General features: G+C 63.4%; 21 protein-coding genes. 11 read left to right on the forward strand and 10 right to left on the reverse strand.

The window, feature by feature from the left end; genetic code table 11:
- Positions 1-85: 85 nt before the first annotated feature.
- Positions 86-763 (forward strand): hypothetical protein, encoded by a 678-nt coding sequence (locus tag K323_RS0102935; RefSeq protein ID WP_022883793.1) that lies wholly within the window; start codon positions 86-88, stop codon positions 761-763.
- A gap of 88 nt (positions 764-851) precedes the next feature.
- On the opposite strand, the gene K323_RS0102940 is transcribed toward K323_RS0102935, so the two are convergent.
- The gene (locus K323_RS0102940; protein ID WP_022883794.1) at positions 852-1,778 is read right to left on the reverse strand and encodes an aldo/keto reductase; all 927 of its coding nucleotides are present in this window, start codon (positions 1,776-1,778) and stop codon (positions 852-854) included.
- A 117-nt stretch (positions 1,779-1,895) separates the two neighbouring features.
- Here K323_RS0102940 and K323_RS0102945 point away from each other — a divergent pair, with 117 nt between their 5' ends.
- The gene (locus K323_RS0102945; RefSeq protein ID WP_245570909.1) at positions 1,896-2,759 is read left to right on the forward strand and encodes an arginase family protein; all 864 of its coding nucleotides are present in this window, start codon (positions 1,896-1,898) and stop codon (positions 2,757-2,759) included.
- Between the two features lie 3 nt (positions 2,760-2,762).
- Here K323_RS0102945 and K323_RS0102950 read toward each other — a convergent pair whose 3' ends face one another.
- Positions 2,763-2,984 (reverse strand): hypothetical protein, encoded by a 222-nt coding sequence (locus K323_RS0102950; protein ID WP_022883796.1) that lies wholly within the window; start codon positions 2,982-2,984, stop codon positions 2,763-2,765.
- 38 nt (positions 2,985-3,022) lie between these two features.
- Here K323_RS0102950 and K323_RS28365 point away from each other — a divergent pair, with 38 nt between their 5' ends.
- From K323_RS28365 to msrA, 5 genes are all read left to right on the forward strand, one after another.
- Entirely contained in the window at positions 3,023-3,358 is a 336-nt protein-coding gene (locus K323_RS28365; protein ID WP_022883797.1) for a helix-turn-helix domain-containing protein, read from the forward strand.
- A 30-nt stretch (positions 3,359-3,388) separates the two neighbouring features.
- Positions 3,389-5,077 carry a long-chain-fatty-acid--CoA ligase gene (locus K323_RS0102960; RefSeq protein ID WP_022883798.1) on the forward strand — a complete coding sequence of 563 codons (1,689 nt, stop codon included), beginning with the start codon at positions 3,389-3,391 and terminating at the stop codon, positions 5,075-5,077.
- Between the two features lie 52 nt (positions 5,078-5,129).
- On the forward strand, positions 5,130-5,594 hold the full coding sequence (locus K323_RS23975; protein ID WP_022883799.1) for a hypothetical protein: 465 nt from the start codon (positions 5,130-5,132) through the stop codon (positions 5,592-5,594).
- Entirely contained in the window at positions 5,591-6,253 is a 663-nt protein-coding gene (locus K323_RS0102970) for an SGNH/GDSL hydrolase family protein (protein ID WP_022883800.1), read from the forward strand. The genes K323_RS23975 and K323_RS0102970 overlap by 4 nt, the downstream gene beginning before the upstream one ends.
- A 176-nt stretch (positions 6,254-6,429) precedes the next feature.
- The gene (gene msrA / locus K323_RS0102975) at positions 6,430-6,951 is read left to right on the forward strand and encodes a peptide-methionine (S)-S-oxide reductase MsrA (protein WP_022883801.1); all 522 of its coding nucleotides are present in this window, start codon (positions 6,430-6,432) and stop codon (positions 6,949-6,951) included.
- A 51-nt stretch (positions 6,952-7,002) separates the two neighbouring features.
- Here msrA and K323_RS0102980 read toward each other — a convergent pair whose 3' ends face one another.
- Genes K323_RS0102980 through qcrB form a run of 3 tightly spaced genes read right to left on the reverse strand, consistent with a single transcriptional unit; the run spans position 7,003 to position 9,983 of the window.
- Positions 7,003-7,899, reverse strand: coding sequence for an RNA polymerase sigma-70 factor (locus K323_RS0102980; protein ID WP_022883802.1), 897 nt, complete (start codon positions 7,897-7,899; stop codon positions 7,003-7,005).
- A gap of 10 nt (positions 7,900-7,909) precedes the next feature.
- Positions 7,910-8,323, reverse strand: coding sequence for a sigma-70 family RNA polymerase sigma factor family protein (locus K323_RS0102985; protein ID WP_211219812.1), 414 nt, complete (start codon positions 8,321-8,323; stop codon positions 7,910-7,912).
- Entirely contained in the window at positions 8,304-9,983 is a 1,680-nt protein-coding gene (gene qcrB, locus K323_RS0102990) for a cytochrome bc1 complex cytochrome b subunit (RefSeq protein ID WP_026851154.1), read from the reverse strand. Before qcrB ends, K323_RS0102985 begins: the two co-directional genes overlap by 20 nt.
- A gap of 328 nt (positions 9,984-10,311) precedes the next feature.
- Between qcrB and K323_RS0102995 the strand changes: the two genes are divergently transcribed.
- Entirely contained in the window at positions 10,312-11,220 is a 909-nt protein-coding gene (locus K323_RS0102995) for an aggregation-promoting factor C-terminal-like domain-containing protein (protein WP_022883805.1), read from the forward strand.
- 13 nt (positions 11,221-11,233) lie between these two features.
- On the opposite strand, the gene K323_RS23980 is transcribed toward K323_RS0102995, so the two are convergent.
- Complete coding sequence (locus tag K323_RS23980; protein ID WP_022883806.1) at positions 11,234-12,424, reverse strand: carboxylate-amine ligase; 1,191 nt, start codon at positions 12,422-12,424, stop codon at positions 11,234-11,236.
- Between the two features lie 119 nt (positions 12,425-12,543).
- Between K323_RS23980 and K323_RS0103005 the strand changes: the two genes are divergently transcribed.
- Positions 12,544-13,515: a diacylglycerol/lipid kinase family protein gene (locus tag K323_RS0103005; RefSeq protein ID WP_022883807.1), complete on the forward strand. Its 972-nt coding sequence runs from the start codon at positions 12,544-12,546 to the stop codon at positions 13,513-13,515.
- 40 nt (positions 13,516-13,555) lie between these two features.
- Here K323_RS0103005 and K323_RS0103010 read toward each other — a convergent pair whose 3' ends face one another.
- The 3 genes from K323_RS0103010 to K323_RS0103020 form a co-directional block, all read right to left on the reverse strand.
- Positions 13,556-14,869, reverse strand: a complete 1,314-nt coding sequence (locus tag K323_RS0103010; RefSeq protein WP_022883808.1) for an FAD-binding oxidoreductase — start codon at positions 14,867-14,869, stop codon at positions 13,556-13,558.
- Between the two features lie 188 nt (positions 14,870-15,057).
- On the reverse strand, positions 15,058-16,119 hold the full coding sequence (locus K323_RS23985; RefSeq protein ID WP_022883809.1) for an alanine/ornithine racemase family PLP-dependent enzyme: 1,062 nt from the start codon (positions 16,117-16,119) through the stop codon (positions 15,058-15,060).
- Complete coding sequence (locus tag K323_RS0103020; RefSeq protein ID WP_245570910.1) at positions 16,116-17,237, reverse strand: N-acetyltransferase DgcN family protein; 1,122 nt, start codon at positions 17,235-17,237, stop codon at positions 16,116-16,118. Before K323_RS0103020 ends, K323_RS23985 begins: the two co-directional genes overlap by 4 nt.
- Before the next feature lie 260 nt (positions 17,238-17,497).
- Here K323_RS0103020 and K323_RS0103025 point away from each other — a divergent pair, with 260 nt between their 5' ends.
- Positions 17,498-19,231 carry an L-aspartate oxidase gene (locus tag K323_RS0103025; RefSeq protein WP_022883811.1) on the forward strand — a complete coding sequence of 578 codons (1,734 nt, stop codon included), beginning with the start codon at positions 17,498-17,500 and terminating at the stop codon, positions 19,229-19,231.
- A gap of 82 nt (positions 19,232-19,313) precedes the next feature.
- Here the strand turns inward: K323_RS0103025 and K323_RS0103030 are convergent, their stop codons facing one another.
- A complete protein-coding gene (locus K323_RS0103030) occupies positions 19,314-19,907 on the reverse strand; it encodes a PadR family transcriptional regulator (protein ID WP_022883812.1) in 594 nt (197 codons plus the stop codon).
- 221 nt (positions 19,908-20,128) lie between these two features.
- Between K323_RS0103030 and K323_RS28720 the strand changes: the two genes are divergently transcribed.
- Entirely contained in the window at positions 20,129-20,629 is a 501-nt protein-coding gene (locus K323_RS28720) for a cupin domain-containing protein (RefSeq protein WP_022883813.1), read from the forward strand.
- Positions 20,630-20,646 lie beyond the last annotated feature (17 nt).

The following is a 20,646-nucleotide window of genomic DNA, read 5'->3' on the forward strand; positions in this document are numbered from 1 at the left end:
CCAACCGCATCGGCTCCACTACTGTGGGGTGCGACAATCGCACGCTCGCCCGCGCAGAGCGGCGCGCCGACAAGGGGGAACATCGATGCATGAACTGACTCTCAATGAGGAGTCCAAGCGGAAGGTGACCCGGGCGAACGCGCTCGCCTCTTACGGGTTTGTTGCGATACTCGCCATCCTCGGCGCACTCCAGCTCATCCCTGGACTGCTCCATGTCATCTCTGGCAATATCAGTGCCGGCCTCAACTACTTCGGTCTCGCTATCCTTTGCTTCGTCGGCGTTGCTGGCCTCCTCGTGCTCGCATCCTTTCTGGTGAAACGCCTGACCAACCGGTCGCGAGTGGTGTTCGGCGACGGCAGCTACACCGTTTACGGCCTGTTCTCGACCAAGCGCTTTACCGTCGACGACATCGAGCGGGTCGTCCCGGTGAGGAACATGAAGCTCGGCCCGATGAGCTCCCCCTCGCACCTCCTCTTGGTGGTGGGGCACACGCGACGACTGGCGCTGCTCGCCGGAGAGATGTGGACCACCGATCAGCTGGAGACCCTCGTGCACGACATGACCGCACGCGGCGTACAGGTGTCGACGGTCGCCAATCCGATCACGCCGCCCCAGCTTCGCGGCGTCGATCCGCGCCTGCTGCACTGGCACCAAGCGCATCCTGTTGCCGCAGCTCTCATCGCCGGCGGGATCGTGCTCGTACTCGTGATCGTCGCGCTGATCGTCATTTTCACCATTGCAATGGCGGCCATCCTGGGTTGAGCGCATCCCGCAGACGGCATGGCGATAACGCAGCGTGCCGATAGCCCGGCACCACAGCAGTAAGGAATGCCCGCGGACGGTCGCTCCGCTAGGGAACGACGTGCCCTGCGGCGGTGAAGAGGCGGTACCAGTCCTCGCGGCTGAGTGGAAGATCCGAGCCGGCAGCCGAGTCCCGCACACGCTGCGGCGTTGTGGTTCCAAGCACGACCTGGATGTTCGCGGGATGACGGGTGATCCAGGCAACCGCAATCGCCGTGGGCGTGACGCCGTGCGTGGCCGCAAGTTCATCGATGATGTCGTTCAAGTCCGCGTAGTTCTCGCGGTCCCCAAGGAAGACTCCGTCGAAGAAACCCTTCTGGAACGGTGACCAGGCCTGCAGGGTCATGTCGTTCAGTCGGCTGTAGTCCAGGATGCCGTTGTCACGATCGATGGACTGATCGAGTCCCGCCATATTGGCCGCAACCCCGGCCGCGATGATCGGCGCGTGCGTGATGCTCAGTTGCACCTGGTTGAAAACGAGTGGCTGGCTGATGGATCGCTTCAGGAGCTCGACCTGCATCGGCGTATGGTTCGAGACTCCGAAGTTGCGCACTTTCCCCGCGCCCTGGAGTGCGTCGAACGCCTCGGCGACCTCATCCGGTTCAACCAGTGCGTCGGGGCGGTGCAGGAGGAGAGTGTCGAGGTACGGGGTGTTCAGCGCCGTGAGCGATTCGTCGACCGAGCGCAGGATGTGTTCCTTCGAGAAATCGAAGTAGCCCTTTCGAAGGCCAACTTTCGACTGGATGATCACACTCTCGCGTTCCGCCTCAGTGAGCGTGATGGCCTCGCCGAATCGTCTCTCGCATCCGTGGTCGCCTCCGTACACATCGGCATGATCGAAGAAGTTGATGCCGGAATCGCGGGCGGTTCCGACCAGCGTACGGATGGCCTCATCGTCGAGTTCAAGAATCCTCATCAATCCGAGAATGATGTTCGAGGCGTTGAGGTCGGTGTGGGCTGGGGTGAAAGTCTTCATGTGTCTACGCTCTCACTGTCGTGCACTGATTCGGAAGTTCGCCGCGAGAATGGTGTGGTGATCTCTATGATTTCCGCACCGTCCAACCTTGGACTGCGCCCACCGGAACCTGGCAGCGTGCCAGGAACGGCAAAGGCGCCTGAGGCACTTCGTGAAGCGGGTCTGTTCGCCCGATTCTCCGAAGTCGGAGGGATCGACGCCGGCACCGTTCTCGCGGGGCGCTACCTCGACAATGCCGATCCCGTTCACCATCGAGTACGCAATCAGGCCGCACTGACCGACCATGCCAGACGACTGGCCGATCGTGTGGAAGCGATTCTCGACGAAAATCGGGTCCCTCTGGTGATCGGCGGCGACTGCAGCATCCTGCTCGGTTCAGGACTTGCGTTGCGTCGACGCGGACGATTCGGGCTCGTCCACGCCGATGGACACACGGACTTTCGTCACCCCGGCAACAGTGACGCGTGCGCAAGCGTGGCCGGCGAAGACCTCGCCGCTGCTGTTGGCCTCCATTGGCCAGATATCAGTGACATTGACAGCCACGGTCCCTATTTCCGGCCCGCAGACGTGGCGCACGTCGGGTGCCGCGACGACGACGAGCACCTGGGAGAGGCCGACTCCATCCTGGGCGCGCTGGTCACCGCAAGCGATATCACGAGCAACATGGGGGCTGCGCTCGGACTGATCACCGACGTGGTCACCACTACCGAACTGGACGGATATTGGCTCCATGTGGATGTAGATATCCTCGACCCGAGATTTATGCCGGCCGTCGACAGTCCAGATACCGGTGGACTGGATCCACAGCAGTTCGTGGAATTGCTGGCTTCTCTGGCACCGCGAGCCTCTGGTGCGCAGGTCACCGTCTTTGACCCGGATCTGGATCCAGACGGACGATACGCGGCATCGCTCACCGAGATGCTTGTCTCCGGACTTGGCGCGCTCGGGCGCGCCCGTGGTCAACACCTGCGAAGAGGGTGATTCTCAGGCGAGATCGCGTCGCAGAGGGAGAACGACCGCAACGGCAGAAGCAAGTGCCGCGTACCCCAGAAGCACGATAGCGCCGAGAGCCGGCGGCAGCAGGGAAGACGCTCCAAGGGTCGTCTGCTCTGCGATGGTGTCTGCGAGCAAGGTGAAATTCGTCAGGGCCGCCGTAGCGCCTCCTGGCAGGTAGGGGTACAGGATGTTCACCTCAGGAATGATCATCAGGATGTATTCGACGAAGTAGAAATAGCCGGGGTGCCGTGGAGCGCACGCTGGCGCTGGGCGAACGGATGGCTCACGTCGGCCAGGAAGAATTGCATGCGATGAGCGATGTCCGGCTTCGTGCGGCGTTCCTGGCCTTCCTCGCAGATATGGGCTCACGCTTCGACCGGTTCGTCGCGAGCGACGATCCGGCCCTCCGTGACTATGTGGGATTCGGACAGACGGCCCTGTATGTCAATATCGACGATCTGGCCGTGATCCAGGCCAAGCTCGGTGAGTTGCTCGAGCCGTATCTGATCGACAGAGACGGCGATCGCCGGAGAACAGCCCTCGCGACAGTGCTGGTACCCGAAGCGGACGTGCCGCAGCCGTGATCGGCCGCGGCTTCGCGAGAGGATGGGAACATGGCAAACACTGACCAGCATCCGTGGGTGAAGAACTACCAACCGGGCGTCCCCGCAGAAATCGACCTCCCCACCGAATCCCTCGTCGCAATGCTCGAACGGTCAGTGGCCGAAGCCGACGGGCATCCCGCCATGGAATTCTTCGGTCGCCGCACGACATACGCAGAGCTCGGCAATCAGATCGACAGGGCAGCGGAAGGCTTGCGCCGAATCGGCGTGCGCGCCGGCGATCGGGTCGCCCTCATCCTGCCGAACTGCCCGCAACATGTGGCCGCCTTCTACGCAGTATTGCGCCTTGGCGCCGTCGTGGTGGAGCACAACCCGCTCTACACATCGAGAGAGCTGCGTCACCAGTTCGAAGACCACCAGGCCAGGGTCGTGATCGCCTGGGACAAGGCCGTGGCATCCGTTCAGGCATTCCCCGCCGACATCGCAATCGACCACATCGTTTCGGTGAACTTGTTGGAGGCGTTCCCCGCGATCAAACGACTGGCGCTCCGCCTCCCGGTCAAGAGCCTTCGAGCCACCCGCGAGTCGCTCACCGGACGCACCTCGGGCGCTACAGCGTGGAAGGAACTGCTCGGTCACGATCCCATCGATCCAGAGCACCCGCGTCCCGCCGTCGACGACCTCGCCGCAATCCAGTACACCTCCGGCACCACCGGGCATCCGAAAGGGGCCATGCTCACCCACTTCAACCTGTATTCGAACGCGTTGCAGGGCGAAGCGTGGATGCACGGAGCCGAGTATCGCAAAGAGGTCTTCTACGCGATCCTGCCGATGTTCCACGCGTTCGGGATGACTCTTTACCTCACTTACGGCATCCACAAGCAGGGCCTGTTGGTGCTTTTCCCGAAGTTCGACCCTGACCTCATCCTCGCCGCCATGAAGAAGTCGCCTGCCACGGTCTACTGCGCTGTCCCGCCGATCTACGAACGAACGGCGATGGCGGCGAAGGAGAAGGGGATATCCCTGCGATCCTGCAAATACTGCATCTCTGGAGCCATGAACTTGCCAGATCATGTCGTCGAACTCTGGGAATCGGTCTCCGGCGGATTGCTCGTCGAAGGATACGGAATGACCGAGTCGTCACCGGTGGCCCTTGGGAACCCGTTCCACCCGACGAGGCGCACGGGCACGATCGGCGTGCCGTTCCCATCAACCCTCATGAAGGTCGTCGACCAGAACGACCCGACCAGGGAAGTGCAGCAGGGAGAGCCTGGGGAGTTGCTACTGAAGGGGCCGCAGGTTTTTCAGGGCTACTGGAACAACCCAGAGGAAACCGCGAAAACCCTGCTGCCGGGCGGCTGGCTCCGCACCGGCGACATCGTCACCGTGGACGAAGACGGGTTCACCACTATCGTCGACAGGGCCAAGGAGCTCATCATCACCGGTGGGTTCAATGTCTCGCCGACCGAGGTCGAGGCTGCGCTGCGCCAGCATCCGGATGTCGTCGACGCGGCCGTGTTCGGCAAGCCCCTCGACCGCGGAGGGGAGATGGTCGTCGCTGCGGTGGAGCTCGAGTCGGGCAGCGAACTCGACGAGGAGGCACTGCGAGCTCACTGCCGTGAGCGCCTGGCCGCCTACAAGATCCCGCGACGGATCGTGCAGATCCAGGACACACCACGCTCGATGCTCGGCAAGATCCTGCGCAAACAGGTGCGCGAACAGGTCTTGCCCACGCTCTGAGCTCCCGAATCGTGGGCACATAATCGTGGCTGCATGTTCGTATGATTAAGCGATGAGAGGGCTTCCGACGAAACTGCCGGCCACATTTCGAACCACGACGGCTCTCCGATTGTGGCTGCATCCGCGCGACGTGTACGCATTGCGCGATGCTGGTGTGCTCACCCAGCTGTCGTACGGCGTTTTTCGACGCAATGATGCTCCGCCGACGACGGTATTCCGTTTCGCGTCCGCGACGTTCGAGGTTGGACTCTCCAAGATCGAAGCTACGCCGGGGGAGTACGTGCGCATCTATGACCAGGAGCGCACAGTAGTCGACCTGGTGAGACTCGAGCGCGGGTTGAGCATACCGGGGATGCCTCGCATCCTGCAGCGTTATCTTTCCGCTGAGGCGGCCAATCCCGAGCTCCTGCTCGAGTACGCGGACGCGCTGGGAGCGCAGGAGCCCGTGCGTGCCGCGTTGGATGCTGCGGCGTCGTCAGGAAACCGTGGTACTCAGGGCTCCGAATCACGTGAATGAAGAGTCAGACGATGAAGGGCATCGCGGCGCTGTTGGTCACCCTCGGCCTGGTGGGCGGCATGTCCGCATGCGCAACGCCGCCCGTCGCCCAGAGCGACGGGCCGGTCGTTGCGTTCTACGGCGACTCGTACACCCTCGGCACGGGCGCTAGCGATCCATCGAGACGCTGGTCGACCATCATCTGCGAAGGCCGGGGCTGGGCTGAGTTCAACCCGAGCGTGAACGGACTTGGGTTCGTGAACAATCGCCCGAGCGTCGGCGACGGCGATCTACTGAGCCAGATCATCGAACGGGGCCCTCAAATCGTCATCGTGACCATGGGATTGAACGACAACTTCAGCTACGAATTCGCAGCGTCGGAGATCGAAGAACAGATCTCCGCGGACTTCGAACGATTGAGCGACGGCCTTCCAGAAGCGCGCATCATTGCCGTGGAACCGTTCTGGTACACAGATGAGCGTCCGCGCTCGGTAGAGGTGATTGCCGGCTGGGTTGCCGACGCCGCATCAGAGATCGATGCCGATTACATTGCCGGTGCCTCACGCTGGCTCGAAGGCCGTCCGGGGTTGATGTCTCAGGACGGTTTGCACCCCGACGACGACGGCTACGCCGAACTGGCCGAACGCATGGACGCTGAGCTGGAGGAATTGGGACTCTGACGTTCCAGTGGTGTGACGTCACAGGGAGTGAGAGGCTTCCGGTGGGAAGATAGTCCCAGCGTACGTTCAGGGGGGAGCGGAACATTCTCGCCGTCGCTGCGTTTTACCAGACGAGCACAGAATGGGAATCGTTCGCGAAATGTTCCGTTCCCCAACTGACACAAGGAGGCCGCACGATGGCTGGCACCACTGAAACCGCACTTCTCGCCGGAGGATGCTTCTGGGGGGCTCAGCAGCTTCTGCGCCGACGCCCAGGCGTCATTTCGTCACGCGTCGGATATTCCGGCGGCGAGACGCCGAACGCCACGTACCGCAACCACGGCAATCACGCGGAGTCTGTCGAGATCGTCTTCGATCCGGAGCAGATCTCGTATCGCGATCTCCTGGAGTTCTTCTTCCAGATCCATGATCCGTCCACGAAAGACAGGCAGGGCAACGACCTCGGAGCGAGTTACCGTTCCGCGATCTTCTACACGAATGATGAGCAGAAGGCAGTGGCAGAAGAGACCATCGCCGACGTTGACGCATCAGGGTTGTGGCCTGCCAAGGTCGTGACCGAGGTCACCGGGGCCGGGCCATTCTGGGAAGCGGAGGATGAGCACCAGGACTACCTGGAGAAGTACCCAAACGGGTACACGTGCCACTTCGTGCGTCCGGGCTGGAAGCTCCCTCACCGCGAGACGGAAGCCGCGAGCTGACGCATCCGCAGGTAGAAGGGTCTCGCGAAATGCGGGGCCCTTTTGGCTGGTTCAGGCAATCGGAGCGGTCATGCGACCAAGCTTGCCTGGGTTCATCATCCACAACACCTGGTCGATGCCTTCCGCTGATGCCGTGATCGAGACGACGGCGAAGTCAATGCCGTCCCTCGAAAGCCGCACCGATGCCTGCCCATTGGCCAGGACCGGAGCGACAGAGACGCCTTCCCAGAAGCGCGAGGCGAACGCGGTGATGTATTTCGAGACGTGGTCTCTCCCGAGCACAGGAATCCTGGACGCGCGAACCACTCCGCCGCCGTCGGAGTAGCTGACGACATCTTCAGCGAGAAGTTCCTCGAGCGCCGCCAGGTTGCCGCTCTGGGCCGCGCCCACGAATGCGTCGAGCAGGCGTTGCTGCTCACTCGCGCTGACCGACGCGCGCCGCTCTTCTGCAAGGTGTTTGCGTGCCCGGCTGACCAATTGGCGTGAGCTGGCCTCTGTCTGCTGGATCACCTCAGCGATCTGCGAGTACGGGTAATCGAACGCCTCTCGCAGTACGTAGGCAGCCCGTTCCGTCGGCGAGAGTTTCTCCAGGATCAGCAGCACGGCGAATTCGAGCGCCTCACCGCGTTCGGCACCGAGCAGCGGGTCCGCACTGGTATCCACCGGTTCGGGGAGCCACGGTCCGATATAGGTTTCGCGTCGCACCCGCGCTGACGTGACGGCGTTGATTGCGAGGCGGGTTGTTGTCGTCGCCAGGAAGGCGGCAGGGTCGCGAACGGTGCTGCGATCGTAGGTCTGCCATCGGATCCAGACCTCCTGCACGATGTCTTGCGCCTCGCTGGCGCTGCCGAGCATGCGGTAGGCGATTCCAAACAGTCGGGGACGGACAGTCGCGAATGTCGACAGCGCACGCTCTATTTCAGACGCTGCGCTGGATTCGGCGGGCATACCGCTCATCCTACTGACCATCCTGCGCCGGGTCACTGGCGTTCCAGCTGCGAAGCTTGTCGGGGTTCGCGACGACCCACAGCTCATGAATTCGATCAAAACGGATGCCAAGGGCTGCGACGCCGACGACGCATCCGTTATGTCGCACAACGAGACCAGGCGCACCGTTGACAGACTGCTCGGCGATCGCCACGAGTGGAAGTCGCGCGAGCGTCGCGAAGATGACCCGCCCGACGAACTCACTGCCGCTGATCGGCGTCGACGGCGCGCGCACGCGGCCCCCTCCGTCGATGACGATCGTCACATCGGGGTCGAGGATGGCTGCCAGGGCAGTGGAGTCCGCGGCCTCGCACGCTTCCTGGAACGCGCGAACGATGTCACGGATACGATCGCGCTCCCCAGAGTCATCGGAGCTGCCGCTCATCGTCATGTGTTGCCTCATCGTCATGTGTGGCCTCGTCGCCACGTGTTGCCTCGACTCCATAGGCATGGTCCGTGGTCTCCAGTGCGACCTCTGGTACCGGTGCTACCCGGTCTTCAAAAAAGAACCGCGACAGTTGAGCCCGCAACCGCTGCGCCGTCGGCACCGCGCCACGTTCATCCGGTCGCAGTGCCAGGGGCGTGTGATCGGGTGCACGAGTGAGCCGCAATCGCTGGTATTCACCGATGGGCTTGTGCACCTCGATGTACTCGCCACCGGGAAGTCTCACGATTCGTCCGGTCTCGTATCCATGCAGGAGGAGCTCCCGGTCTTTCCGCTGCAGTGCGAGGCACACCCGTCGAGCGAGGATGAAGCCGATGGTCGGTCCGAGGACAACGAGCACCTGGAAGGAGAGCACCACCCCCTCGAGTGTCAGGTGGAAATGGGTCGTGATCACATCGGCGCTTCCTGCACCCCATAGAGCTCCGTAGAAGATGATTCCGGCCACCCCGACGCCGGTGCGTGTCGGAGTATCGCGGGGGCGGTCGAGGATGTGGTGTTCACGCCGGTCGCCGGTGATCCAGGACTCGATGAACGGATACGTGACCACGAACACCAAGAAGACCCCGACGAGCGCGAGCGGCGCCAGGATCGCGATCGTCCAGGTGTGGTCCAGCCACACGAACTCCCAGCCGGGAGGCACCAGGCGCAACGCCCCGTCGAGGAATCCGGTGTACCAATCAGGCTGGCTGCCGGCAGACGCGTCGCCTGCGGCGGCCGGCCCGTACAGCCAGATCGGACTGACGGTGATCGTTGCCGAGATCAGGAACAAAAGGCCCATCACGATGAAGAGCAGACCGCCGGCTCTCGCGGCTGCGTTCGGCAGCATCGGAATGCCGACGACGTTGTCTTCTGTGCGCCCGATGCCCGCGAACTGCGGGGGCTTCTGCGAATAGGCGACGGTGATGCGAACCGCGATGAAGGTGATCAGAAGGGCGGGGACGACGGCCACATGGATCGGATACAGGTGAGCGATGATTTCGCCCGGGAACTCGCCGCCGAAGAGCAGCGTGGACAGCCAGGTGCCGATGAACGGGATGCCGAGAACGATTCCTTCGACGATCCGCAGGCCGGATCCGGAGAGCATGTCGTCTGGCAGCGCGTACCCGCTCCAGCCGCCGATGAGCGCCACGAGGAAGATCAGGAACAGGAGCACCCAGTTTCCGCGTCGAGGTGTGCGGAAGCCGCCGGTGAAGTAGGTCGAGAGCAATTGCAGGATGAGCGAAGCAGGCAAGAGCAGGCCCGCCCAGTGGTGCGCCTGTCGCATGAGGAGACCTCCGCGGATGTCGAAGGAGATGAACAACGTGGAGTCGAGGGCCTTCGACATCTCTGCGCCGTGGAGCGGCGAATACCCGCCGTCGTATTCGACGAGTGTGCTGGACGGAGTGTAGAAGAACATCAGAAAGAGCCCGGTGGCCATCAGCACGATGACGCACGCCAACGACACGACGCCGAACAGATTCGACCAGTGTGTTGGCACAGTTCGCCGCCGCAGTTGGGTGATCGCATCCGTCATCCGTTGCCCGAGCGCGGTCTGCTGCATCAGGTACGCCGACAGGCGTTCGCTGACGGAAGGAGGACGCGGTCTTCGGTCAGTGGGCACGAGGAGTACCGCAACGAATCTTGTGCATTGTGTCTTCCTTTTCTCTCTTCACTGACTAAGACAATCTCTTCACTGATTAAGACAATGCAGAACCCCGATTTGTGACATGAACCTGGATTGCGTTTGGGGGCACTGTTGGCAGACGCTGTCGTTCGGCGAGCTCGGCATGGATGACTTACACAGGGAAACGTGAGGACTTCTGCAGACTCGCTCGGCATACTGGCACATTCGCCCGCGCGGATCCCCGCACGTGGAACGTCGACCAGAATCGTCGGCGTATCCGTGACTGCCCTGTCCGGACCCGAACGATTCACCCTGTGAAACTTATATGCGCAACGAACCTACTTCTTCCAGCACGCCCGGCTCGCTCAGTACTGACACCGGTCCCACCCGGATTCAGAGAACCCATCGCCGTCGTGGCCGCCGCCGCTTCCTCGCAATCGGTGCCGTTGTCGCCGTTGGGGCGATGGTCGGCACTGGCTTCGTTCTCCAGTCTGCGGTGACAGCCCAAAGCGAGAGCATCGCCGCCACCCAGGCCCTGACTGACAGCACCGGCTTCCAGGCCGAGCAGCTCGAGGGGCGGAGCGCGGTCCTGGCGGCTCACGCAGAGCACAGCGCAAAGGGCGCTATCGCCGGCGCCAACGCCGTCATCACCTCCGCGCAGGGAAAGACGGATGCCACGGTCCTTTCTACGACCGTCGCGTCCCTCAACTACTTCCCGCTCCTGGCGCCAGAACGCGTGTTCGAACTGGTGGAAGTAACTGCAACCCAGGCGGCGAGCGTTCAGGCGGCCACGGCCGAAGTTGACCGGGTTGCCACAGAGCAGGTCGCTGCGGATGCGGCAGCCGCCCAGGCCGCTGCCGCTGCTGCTGCCGCTGCGGAGGAGGCCGGGGACAGCGCTTCGTCCTCCCGTCCGTCGGCGCCGAGCAACCCCACTGAGGCGCAAGCCATCGCGCGCGATCTCATGGCGTCGCTCTATGGCTGGGGCGACGACCAGTTCGGCTGCCTTGTGCCGCTGTGGCAGAAGGAATCCGGCTGGAACGTGAACGCGTACAACGCCTCGAGCGGTGCCACCGGCATCCCACAGGCCCTGCCCGGCAGCAAGATGGCCTCGGCCGGCGACGACTGGCAGACCAACCCGGCCACCCAGATCACGTGGGGGCTCGGTTACATCGCGGGGCGCTACGGTACACCGTGTGACGCCTGGGATCACTCCGAGTCGGCCGGCTGGTACTAACCGGCACGCCGATTCAGAGTGGCGCCGTGTCGATAAGCGCCGTGTCTGTGAGCGCAGTATCTGTGCGAGTCGCGCCGCGCGCGTTGGAGCCCGGGAACGTCCCTTGGTTGTGGGTCGCGCCCGACGGTACCCCTTGCAGCAGCGTCCGAAGAGCGCGTCGTCCGCCTGTCTGCATGGCGCGTCGTTGCCGCTCTGCTCCGGCGCCCTCGTGAAACAACCGGTCGACTTTTGTTCGCACCCTCGGCTCATCGCCCGATTCGACCAGCGCGTCCCGTGACAGATCGATTAGCGCAGAGACGACATCCTTAGCGGGTGCGAGTTCAGCTCGCAGCGGGTGCACCAGATCCCCGGTGAGTCCGTCGCGGCAGGCAAGCCACAGCGACGCGTCCAACAGTTCCGGATCAACATCGTTCGGAAGCCGATCGTTCCCGGCAGAACGGATGACGGTATCGGTCAGCGCCCGGCTGATGACGGCGAGGAACACGGTATCGTCAACGTCGAGCTGGGCATCGAACACCCGGATCTCCACCGTTGGGTTGTCTTCAGAAAGACGAGCGTTCCAGGCGATGGTTCGCACGTCAGTCGTGCCGCCCACACCTACCAACGCCGTGGTGCGCCGCCGATAATCCTGTTCGTCAAACATCATGGGTGGGCATCCCGCAGTGGTCCATCGCCTCATCTGCACGCTTCGCCAGCTCGCAAATCCAGTGTCTCGCCCCTGCCAGAACGGGGAGTTTCCGCTGAGGGCAAGTAGTACCGGAAGCCACACGCGAAGGCCGTTCAGCGCGACGACACCGTCGGAGCGTGATCTGACTCCGACGTGAACGTGGAGAGCGTTGACCTGATGACCCAGCGTGATCGCTCCGTGGTCGGCGGCGATTCTTCGGTACCTCGGCACGTCGGTGACGAGAGGTGGGTTTGCGGGCTGGAACGGTACGCCCACGCTGGCTGCGATGACTCCCTGTCGCTGCGCCGCATCTGTGGCTGCCTTTCGGAACGCGAGCGTCATCGTCTCGGCTTGGCCTGCGGAAGCGAACACCGGGGAGGAGAACTCGACCTGTGAAGCGAGGTACTCGTGTGAGACATACGGGCCGATGCCACGGTGATGGCGAAGCTCCTCGATGACGGGCACCGCGGCATTCGCCGGTGAGAGCGAACCGGGATGCACGAGCATCAGCTCCTCCTCGATCCCAAATGTTGTCACCGGTCACCTCGCTCTCTGCTGGCACACTACCCGCGGTATCGATGCGCGAGAAGGGCTGGCCTCGGCCTAGAGTGTCGGCCTAGAGTGAGCAACATGACACTCCACTCGAGGGCACGGGCATGAACGCGGGCAACGTTGCTGCGGTCGTCTATAACCCGGTCAAGGTCGACCTCGATGCACTGCGGGCGGCCGTCGCCGCAGAGGAAAATGCGGCGGGGTGGGGCGAGACCCTTTGGTTCGAAACCACCAAAGACGACCCGGGGCAGGGCCCGACGAAAGAGGCTATCTCGGCCGGTTCCTCCCTGGTCATCGCTGCCGGGGGAGATGGCACCGTTCGCGCAGTGGCAGAAGCATTGCACGATTCTGAGGTGCCGCTGGCGCTCTTGCCCTCCGGTACCGGCAACCTTCTGGCGCGCAACCTCGATCTGACCCTGGACGACGTCGGCTCAGCGCTGGAGACCGCCTTCCGCGGACGCGACCGAAAGATCGATCTCGGCCTCATCCGCATCCGTCATGATGATTCGACGGTGACCCAACACGCGTACCTGGTCATGGCCGGTCTCGGGCTGGATGCCAAGATGCTCGCCGCCACCGACGACGATCTCAAGGCGAAGGTCGGCTGGCTCGCATACGTGCGAGCGATCGCCACTGTTCTCAGGGACAAGAACCAGCTTCGAATCCGGTACCGGCTCGACGGGGGCCACACGCATTCAGTGCGTGCCCACACGATCATGATCGGCAACTGCGGTTCGCTGCCCGGCAATATTCTGTTGTTGCCTGACGCCGCGGTCGACGATGGCCAGTTCGACGTTGTCGTCCTGCGTCCGGAAGGCTTCATCGGCTGGGTGCAGATCATGGTGAAGATCTTCTGGGAGAACGGCGTGATGCGGCGCACCACCGTCGGGCGCAAACTGATGGGGCTCACCAAGGAGGTGCGCGCCCTCAACTACCTCACCGGCAGTGAACTGGTGATGCGACTGAGTCAGCCAGAGAAGATTGAGCTCGACGGAGACGAATTCGGCTCCGCCGTTGCAGTGAAAACCTGGATCGACCCCGGCGCTCTCACGGTTCGGATGCCGGCTGACGACTGAGCTGACAGCTGAGCCAAACGCATGAGACTGTGACGGATGTCTAGGGCACGATGTTCTGGTTCTGGTTGAAGAGGTTCTCTGGATCGTAGTGTCGCTTGGCGGCCCGCAGCCGGTCTGCCGTGGCCGACGGGAACATCAGCTCAAGAACCGCTGCGTTCGCACGGGGTGTGAAGTTGCCGTAGATGCCGGTGGTGTGGACGGCGAGTTCGGCCCAGCGCGACCGGATCTTCGCTTCGGCATCAGCTGTGGCGTCGGCATCGGCGTCTGGCATCAGGAACGCCGCCGAGATGATGAGGACTTCAGCACCTCGATGGGCGAAAGCCGTGGCATCCGTCGCCACCCGGTTGAGGGCCCCGCGGAGGTAGCGGATCATGAGCACCGCGGCACCGAACTCGGCGTGGGCGGCGCTGAGGTTCTCGATCAGCTCGTCGGTGAAGTCGTCGGCGAATGTGTTGTTGTCGACCACCGTAATCGACCTGCCGGGTCGCGGTGGATCCTCGAGCATATCGGCGTACGCCTTCGGCCTGATGTCGTGGCCGATCACGCCCGGCATCTCGATCAGTGGTTGGATGGCCGCCATCGCTGCGTCGACGTCGTCGTCTCCGTAACAGACGAGGAGCTGCGACGTGGGGGGCATCTCCGGGCCGAACGCGGGAAACGCGGCGAAGGTCGAGCCCAGCTGCTCTGGCGAGGCGCGCATGATGTCGCGCCACTGGCGAAGATTCTGCGCAAGGGCTCCAGGGTCGACCTGGATCGAACCGGCAACGACTCCGGGCAACGGCTGGGCCTGGAACGTGAATCTGGTCACGACTCCGAAATTGCCGCCACCGCCGCGCAGCGCCCAGTACAACTCGGGCTCCGACGAGGTGTTGGCGGTAACGATCGAACCGGATGCGAGCACCACTTCGGCCTCGATCAGGCTGTCAAGTGCAAGACCGTTCTGTCGCACCATCCATCCGATTCCGCCGCCGATGGTCAACCCGCCGACCCCGACGGAGAAGGTGTCGCCGGATGACAGCGCGAGGCCGTGCGGCTGAAGGGCTTGTGCGACGTCTCCCCAGACTGCCCCGCTGCCGATGCGGACCATGCCACCACCGAGGACCTCAATGTCGCGGATGCCGGCGAGGTCGACGATGATTCCGCCTTCGTTGGTGCTGAACGGAGTGTGGCCACCACTGCGAACGGAGAGCGCCAGACCTTCGGCTTTGGCGTACCCCACGGCTTTGGCGACGTCGTCCGTCGTCGTCGGCCGCACCACCAGCCGAGGGCTTCCGACGGTTCCGAACGAGGTTGCTGCGGTCTCATAGTCCGTTGAATCCGCCGTCAGGATCTCTCCCGTGAAGCCGTCGAGCATTCGTGTACTTTCCGAGCGTTTGTTGGTTTCCGTTGTTGGAGTCATCGGCAACTGGTGTCATCTGTTATCGCCGTGACCTCCATTAGATCGTCTGCGAACTGCGGTGAACAAGAGGCAAGTGCCTCTTGTTCGCTCTGCGCGTGCAAACCACCAACGCCGCCCTGGTCTTCGTCACCGCGGCGGTGCGCTCACGAAGCCAGGGCCGTGCTCACGAAGGGCGATGTCGACGCCCGAACGAGGGCGCTGTAGTCGAGCTGAAAGGCGATCTCGTCGCCGACCGACACGTTGTGGTCTCCGACGTCGATGACCAGGTGGTCGCTGCTCATGCCGAGAACGGTGATTCCGGGCGGCGGGGTGAGACCGTCGGGGTCTGTGTCCTGGCGGCCGAGGGCGAGAATCGCCTGGTTGATGGTGCCGGTTCCGCGGCGCGGAGGCTGGTGGCCGAAGGATGCCTGCGCGATCTGACCCCAGGGCATCGCCGGTTTGCGCTTCGCTTCGATGACTTCGGCAACAAGGGTGAACGCGTCGGTGCGGAGCCCGTCGATGGGGCGCCGGTGCATCGGCTGGGTGCCGAGCAGGATGGACTCGCCGAGCCGCAGTTCGTTGTTGCGGCCGACGTCGCTCGTTGAGAGAGCCCACTCGAGGTTGGCGGAGTTGCCTCCTGAGACGACCGAAAGAGTCGTGCGGCAGGCCGCCTCCACGCTCTCGACGAGGCGGGAGAGCTCGTCCATCTTTCTCTGGTCTGGCACGACGCCGCTGTGGCAGGCCAGGTTTGTGCCGAGTCCGGCAAGGGTCAATCCGGGTTGTTTCATGACGGTCAGCGCCAGGTCTACGACATCATCGACGGCCACACCCTCTCGCAGGTCGCCGAGTTCCACCATCAGGACGACTCCGTGAGAGGTGTGCTGTCGGATGGCGGCATTGGAGAGGGCCTCGAGAACGAGGCTTTCCGTATTCAGGCTGATGACGGCATCCCGAACCGTCTGATCGACCTGACTCAGCATCGGCGACCGGATCAGGGTCAGGGGCGAGGCGATGGCATCGCCTCGCAACCGAGCCAGGTTCTCGATGCGCGAGTCGCCAATACCGGTGGCCCCGCCGCTCAGCATCGCAGCGGCGACCAAAGGCGACCCGCACGTCGCCTTCGATACCCCCGTCACGCTGATGCCCAAGGGGGAGAGCCGGTCGACGAGGAACCTGGTGTTGGCGGTGATCGCGCCGAGGTCGATGCAGAGGCGGGGTGCGGTCACCGGGCGCTCGAGGCGCGCGAGGCCTCAAGCGTGGGGAACGCAAGCAACACCATCTCGACCAGGCGGTCGAGTGGGCGGGTGAGCGGGTCGGTAGCCGGCAAGCCGAAGTCCAGTTCGTACTCGTCGATGGCTGCGCCGATCTCGTCGTCGCTCATGTGCTCATGATTGATCGTGACTCCGATGACCCTGGTGTCGGCGAATGCTTCGATCAGGGCGATCTCGCTGGCCACGGTCGGCATCATTACCATGGGGAAGTCTCCGAGCACCGTGCGCTTCGGGGCGTGCTGAACGATGATGCCCGCCGGCCTGCTGCCGCGCAGGATGTGCGCAGACGTCAGGTAGGCCGGGTGGCTGAGCGCGCCCTGGCCTTCGACGATGATGATGTCGGGGTTCTCACCTTCGTAGGCGGCCACGACCTGGTTCTCCACCTCGCCGGAGCAGAACTGGGGAACGAGTGCATCGAGCGCGACGCCGTACTTGCCGCCCTGGATGAGTGTCGTCTGACCGGTGCCGATCAGCACAGCCTTGATGCCCCTGGCGTTCAAAGACTGAACGAGAAGTGTGGCCGTGGTGCGTTTGCCGATGGCTCCGTCTGTGCCGAGAACGGCGATCCGCGGGCAGGGGACGTCGAAGATCCGACCGGAGAAGAGGTGGAGGTCTCGCTTCTCTTTGGGGCGGCGAACGTCGGTGATGGTCACGCCGGCGAGGAGGCTGGCGGCGGCGAATTCGAGGTCATCATTGAGGAACTCGTGGAGTCCGTTGATGATGTGCATGCCCCTCGCAATGCCGTCGAGCAGTACCACACGTTGTGCAGGCGAGAGCAGACCGTCTGCAGGCGCAACGCCACAGATGAGGTAGTCGGGGACCCGACCGGCGTGGGCGATGGCTTCGGCCAGGTCGGCGAGCACGGGGATGCCGTTCGCGACACCGTCGAGGAACATGCCCGCGTCGGTGCCACGCTGGGTGCTGTCGATGACGCTGAGGATCTCGTACTTCTCGGAGTGACGCACGAGACCGTTTGCGGTCTTGCCGTCCTGTTCCCCGAACTGGCCTTCGCAGTACACAATGGCCGTGCTGCCGACGGGGAGCGGGATGGTGACGAGTTCGGAATCGAGCACTTCGGAATTGGACAGATCAGAATTGGGGACAGACAGCTGCATTGCATTCCTCTGAATAGTTCAGAGGAGGCGACGGAATCGTGGCCGAGCCTGGCGGGCCCAACGGTCAACGAGAAGTCTTCCCTGATTTCCGGCGGCTGCCGGTATCCGTATGATACCAGCCTCTGCTACGGGGTCGGATGGGGAGATGTCACAAACGGGCTCGCTGTTCGGTCTGAGTTGGTGAAGAGTGGAACTGCAGGTTGAAACGGAGAACACCTATGAGTCATGTCGAACAACGGATCTCAACATCCGTCCTTGTCATCGGAACAGGAGGCTCAGGGCTGCGCGCGGCGATCGAACTCGCCGAGAACGGCGTCGATGTGCTCGCGGTCGGCAAGCGCCCGAAATCGGATGCACACACGTCGCTGGCAGCCGGAGGTATCAATGCGGCACTGGCCACGATGGATGCCGACGACAGCTGGCAGCAGCACGCGGCCGACACGATCAAGGAGAGCTACTTTCTCGCGAACCCGCACACGGTGCAGATCGTGACAGAAGGCGCGCGTCGCGGCATCGAAGACCTCGAGCGGTACGGCATGCCGTTCCAACGTGAAGACGACGGCCGCATCTCCCAGCGTTTCTTCGGCGCGCACACTTACCGGCGCACCGCTTTCGCCGGCGACTACACCGGCCTAGAGATTCAACGGACCCTCGTCAACCGGGCCGCTCAACTCGAGATTCCGATCCTCGACAGTGTCTACGTCACCCGCATCCTGGTGCAGGGCAACACCGTCTTCGGCGCATACGGGTTCGATATCAATGACGGCACGCGTTACCTCATCCACGCCGACGCCGTCATTCTCGCAGCTGGTGGACACAACCGAATCTGGCGCCGCTCATCCTCCCGGCGCGACGAGAACACCGGCGACTCGTTCCGTCTTGCCGTCGAGGCAGGAGCTCGGCTTCGCGATCCTGAACTTGTGCAGTTCCATCCGAGCGGCATCATCGAACCCCAGAACGCAGCGGGCACGCTCATCAGCGAGGCTGCGCGCGGTGAAGGCGGCATCCTGCGCAATGCGCTCGGCGAGCGCTTCATGTCGAAATACGACCCAGAGCGCATGGAACTGTCCACGCGAGACCGAGTGGCTCTCGCGTGTTACACCGAAATCAAGGAGGGCCGCGGAACACCGAACGGGGGTGTCTGGCTCGACGTGTCTCACCTACCGCGCGAGACGATCATGACCCGCCTTCCGCGGGTGTACCAGACCATGCTCGAACTGCAGATGCTCGACATCACGAAGGACCCGATCGAGATTGCCCCGACGGCGCATTACTCGATGGGCGGCGTCTGGGTGCGTCCGGAGGATCACGGAACGGATGTCGATGGCCTGTACGCTATCGGCGAGGCATCCAGTGGACTGCACGGTGCCAACCGTCTCGGCGGCAATTCCCTCATCGAGCTGCTCGTCTTCGGCCGCATCGTCGGGCAGGCAGCGGCCGAATACTCGGCCGGACTGGAAGCGCAGCGCCGCTCGCCGGCTGCTGTTCAGCAGGCGCGCGCGGAGGTGGACGATCTTCTCGCCTCAGACGGTAGGGAGAACGTGCGTGCCCTGCAACGCGCGATCCGCGACACGATGACCGAGCATGCCGGTGTCGTTCGTGATGACGTCGGGTTGCGCGCCGGCCTCGCCGAGCTCGCAGACATCGAAACGCGAATGGCGGACATCGGTATCCATCCGGATATCGCCGGATTTCAGGACCTCGCCCACGCGTTCGACCTCAAGTCGGCGGCGCTTGCCGCGCGGGCAACCCTTGAGGCCGCGCTGGAGCGCCGGGAAACCCGGGGCGCCCACAACCGTAGCGACTATCCCCACACCGACCCGGCGCTCCAGGTCAACCTCGTCTGGTCTCCCACCTCCGGCGTTGTGCGCGAGGAGATCCCGCCGATTCCCGACGAAATCGCCACCCTCATCGGCGGCGAGGTCTCGACGGAAGGCAAGTTGGTCGAATAGATCTCGGGCGACAACGAACGGGCGGGACGAATGACTCGTCCCGCCCGTTCTGACTGCTGCTCGCCCTACGGAGCGATAATCCCTACTCCGCGAGGATGAGGTAGAGGGCGCGCCGCGCTTCGTCAAGCTTCTCGGCGGCAGCCGTGCGTTGTTCGTCGGTGGCCGCGAACCGGAACTGGTGCACGACTCCCATCAGTTTGGCGGTGCTGGAATGCATGGCGGCATCTGCCGACGAGCGACCAGCCGTTGCCGCCCAGGCCTTGTCCAGCTCCTCCTGGTGTTCGGCGACATAGGTCTCGCCCGCCTCTGTGAGATGGAATTGGACCTTACGGCCTTCACCCACGGGAGTGATGAGTTCCTCGTCGACCAGCTGCTGCAGCGTGGGGTAGACGGAGCCGGGGCTGGGGCGCCAGGCGCCTCCCGTCTTCTCGGCGATGGCCTTGATCAGGCCATAGCCGTTGGACGGCGCCTCGGCGAGCTGGGAGATGATGGCGGCACGAATGTCGCCTCGATTTGCCCGGCCTGGCCCGCGTGGTCCGAAGCCATGCTCGAACCCGCCACCACGACCGTGGCCGTGCGGGCCACGGCGGCCGAAGTCTCGCTGTCCGCGAGTGCGTCGCTGTGGATCCGTGCTGTTCTCGTTGAAACTGTTTTCGGTGAATTGATTGGTATGCATGTGATGTCCTTTGAGGTGTGATTCGTTTCGGAGCGGGCCTGAATGAGATTCGACCGCGAGCTTCCGTGTTGAGTACCAGTCGCGTTACTGAGCTGTGTACTATCGCCCTTATTCAGCGATAGACCAACGATATATCGGTAGGTCGAGTTTGTCAAGTGTGAGCCCCCCCAGTTCGGCCGCATTGGTATCGGCCGATCGTGCTGGTGCCCTAGCGTTGCGTCATGCGCGCGCCGCGAATCATCACAGCCCTTGGCCTTGCCGCCGTGGCACTTGCCCTGACCTCATGCGCGAGCCTGTCGGCAAGCTCATCGCCGGTTCCAACGCCGAGCGCGACGGCATCCGTCGCCCCTGCATCCGTCCCCCCTGTGGTCGTCGACGAACTCGGGGCGGGTGCGCAGGAGACTCCGGTCGACGTCGAAGTTGCCGGCCCAGCCGAGGTCACCTACCGCAAGATCACGATCAAGCCAGGCGCAGGGACGGGCCTGCACTGCCACTACGGCCAGCTGATCGCTGTCGTGAGCGAGGGGGTTTTCACCCACTACGCGCCGATCTATCCAACTGGAGTGCACCAGTACGAAGCGGGTGACTCGATCATCGAGGGCGCACACTACATTCACGAAGGGAAGAACGAGGGAACAGAAGACGTCGTTCTCCTGGTCACCTACGTGACTCCAGAGGGCGACCCGCTCTCCGAGACCGACCTGGCCAACTGCGACCACTGACGAGCGGCTGTTGCATC

Origin of the sequence: Glaciibacter superstes DSM 21135, from assembly GCF_000421145.1 — a bacterium.
Taxonomy (GTDB): domain Bacteria; phylum Actinomycetota; class Actinomycetes; order Actinomycetales; family Microbacteriaceae; genus Cryobacterium; species Cryobacterium superstes.

Excerpts from the sequence above, each read along its gene's own strand:
- K323_RS0102935 (WP_022883793.1), top strand. The coding sequence starts at position 86 with ATGCATGAACTGACTCTCAATGAGGAGTCCAAGCGGAAGGTGACCCGG.
- K323_RS0102940 (WP_022883794.1), bottom strand. The coding sequence starts at position 1,778 with ATGAAGACTTTCACCCCAGCCCACACCGACCTCAACGCCTCGAACATC.
- K323_RS0102950 (WP_022883796.1), bottom strand. The coding sequence starts at position 2,984 with ATGATCATTCCTGAGGTGAACATCCTGTACCCCTACCTGCCAGGAGGC.
- K323_RS0102960 (WP_022883798.1), top strand. The coding sequence starts at position 3,389 with ATGGCAAACACTGACCAGCATCCGTGGGTGAAGAACTACCAACCGGGC.
- K323_RS23975 (WP_022883799.1), top strand. The coding sequence starts at position 5,130 with ATGAGAGGGCTTCCGACGAAACTGCCGGCCACATTTCGAACCACGACG.
- K323_RS0102970 (WP_022883800.1), top strand. The coding sequence starts at position 5,591 with ATGAAGAGTCAGACGATGAAGGGCATCGCGGCGCTGTTGGTCACCCTC.
- msrA (WP_022883801.1), top strand. The coding sequence starts at position 6,430 with ATGGCTGGCACCACTGAAACCGCACTTCTCGCCGGAGGATGCTTCTGG.
- K323_RS0102980 (WP_022883802.1), bottom strand. The coding sequence starts at position 7,899 with ATGCCCGCCGAATCCAGCGCAGCGTCTGAAATAGAGCGTGCGCTGTCG.
- K323_RS0102985 (WP_211219812.1), bottom strand. The coding sequence starts at position 8,323 with ATGAGCGGCAGCTCCGATGACTCTGGGGAGCGCGATCGTATCCGTGAC.
- K323_RS0102995 (WP_022883805.1), top strand. The coding sequence starts at position 10,312 with ATGCGCAACGAACCTACTTCTTCCAGCACGCCCGGCTCGCTCAGTACT.
- K323_RS0103005 (WP_022883807.1), top strand. The coding sequence starts at position 12,544 with ATGAACGCGGGCAACGTTGCTGCGGTCGTCTATAACCCGGTCAAGGTC.
- K323_RS0103010 (WP_022883808.1), bottom strand. The coding sequence starts at position 14,869 with ATGCTCGACGGCTTCACGGGAGAGATCCTGACGGCGGATTCAACGGAC.
- K323_RS0103025 (WP_022883811.1), top strand. The coding sequence starts at position 17,498 with ATGAGTCATGTCGAACAACGGATCTCAACATCCGTCCTTGTCATCGGA.
- K323_RS0103030 (WP_022883812.1), bottom strand. The coding sequence starts at position 19,907 with ATGCATACCAATCAATTCACCGAAAACAGTTTCAACGAGAACAGCACG.
- K323_RS28720 (WP_022883813.1), top strand. The coding sequence starts at position 20,129 with ATGCGCGCGCCGCGAATCATCACAGCCCTTGGCCTTGCCGCCGTGGCA.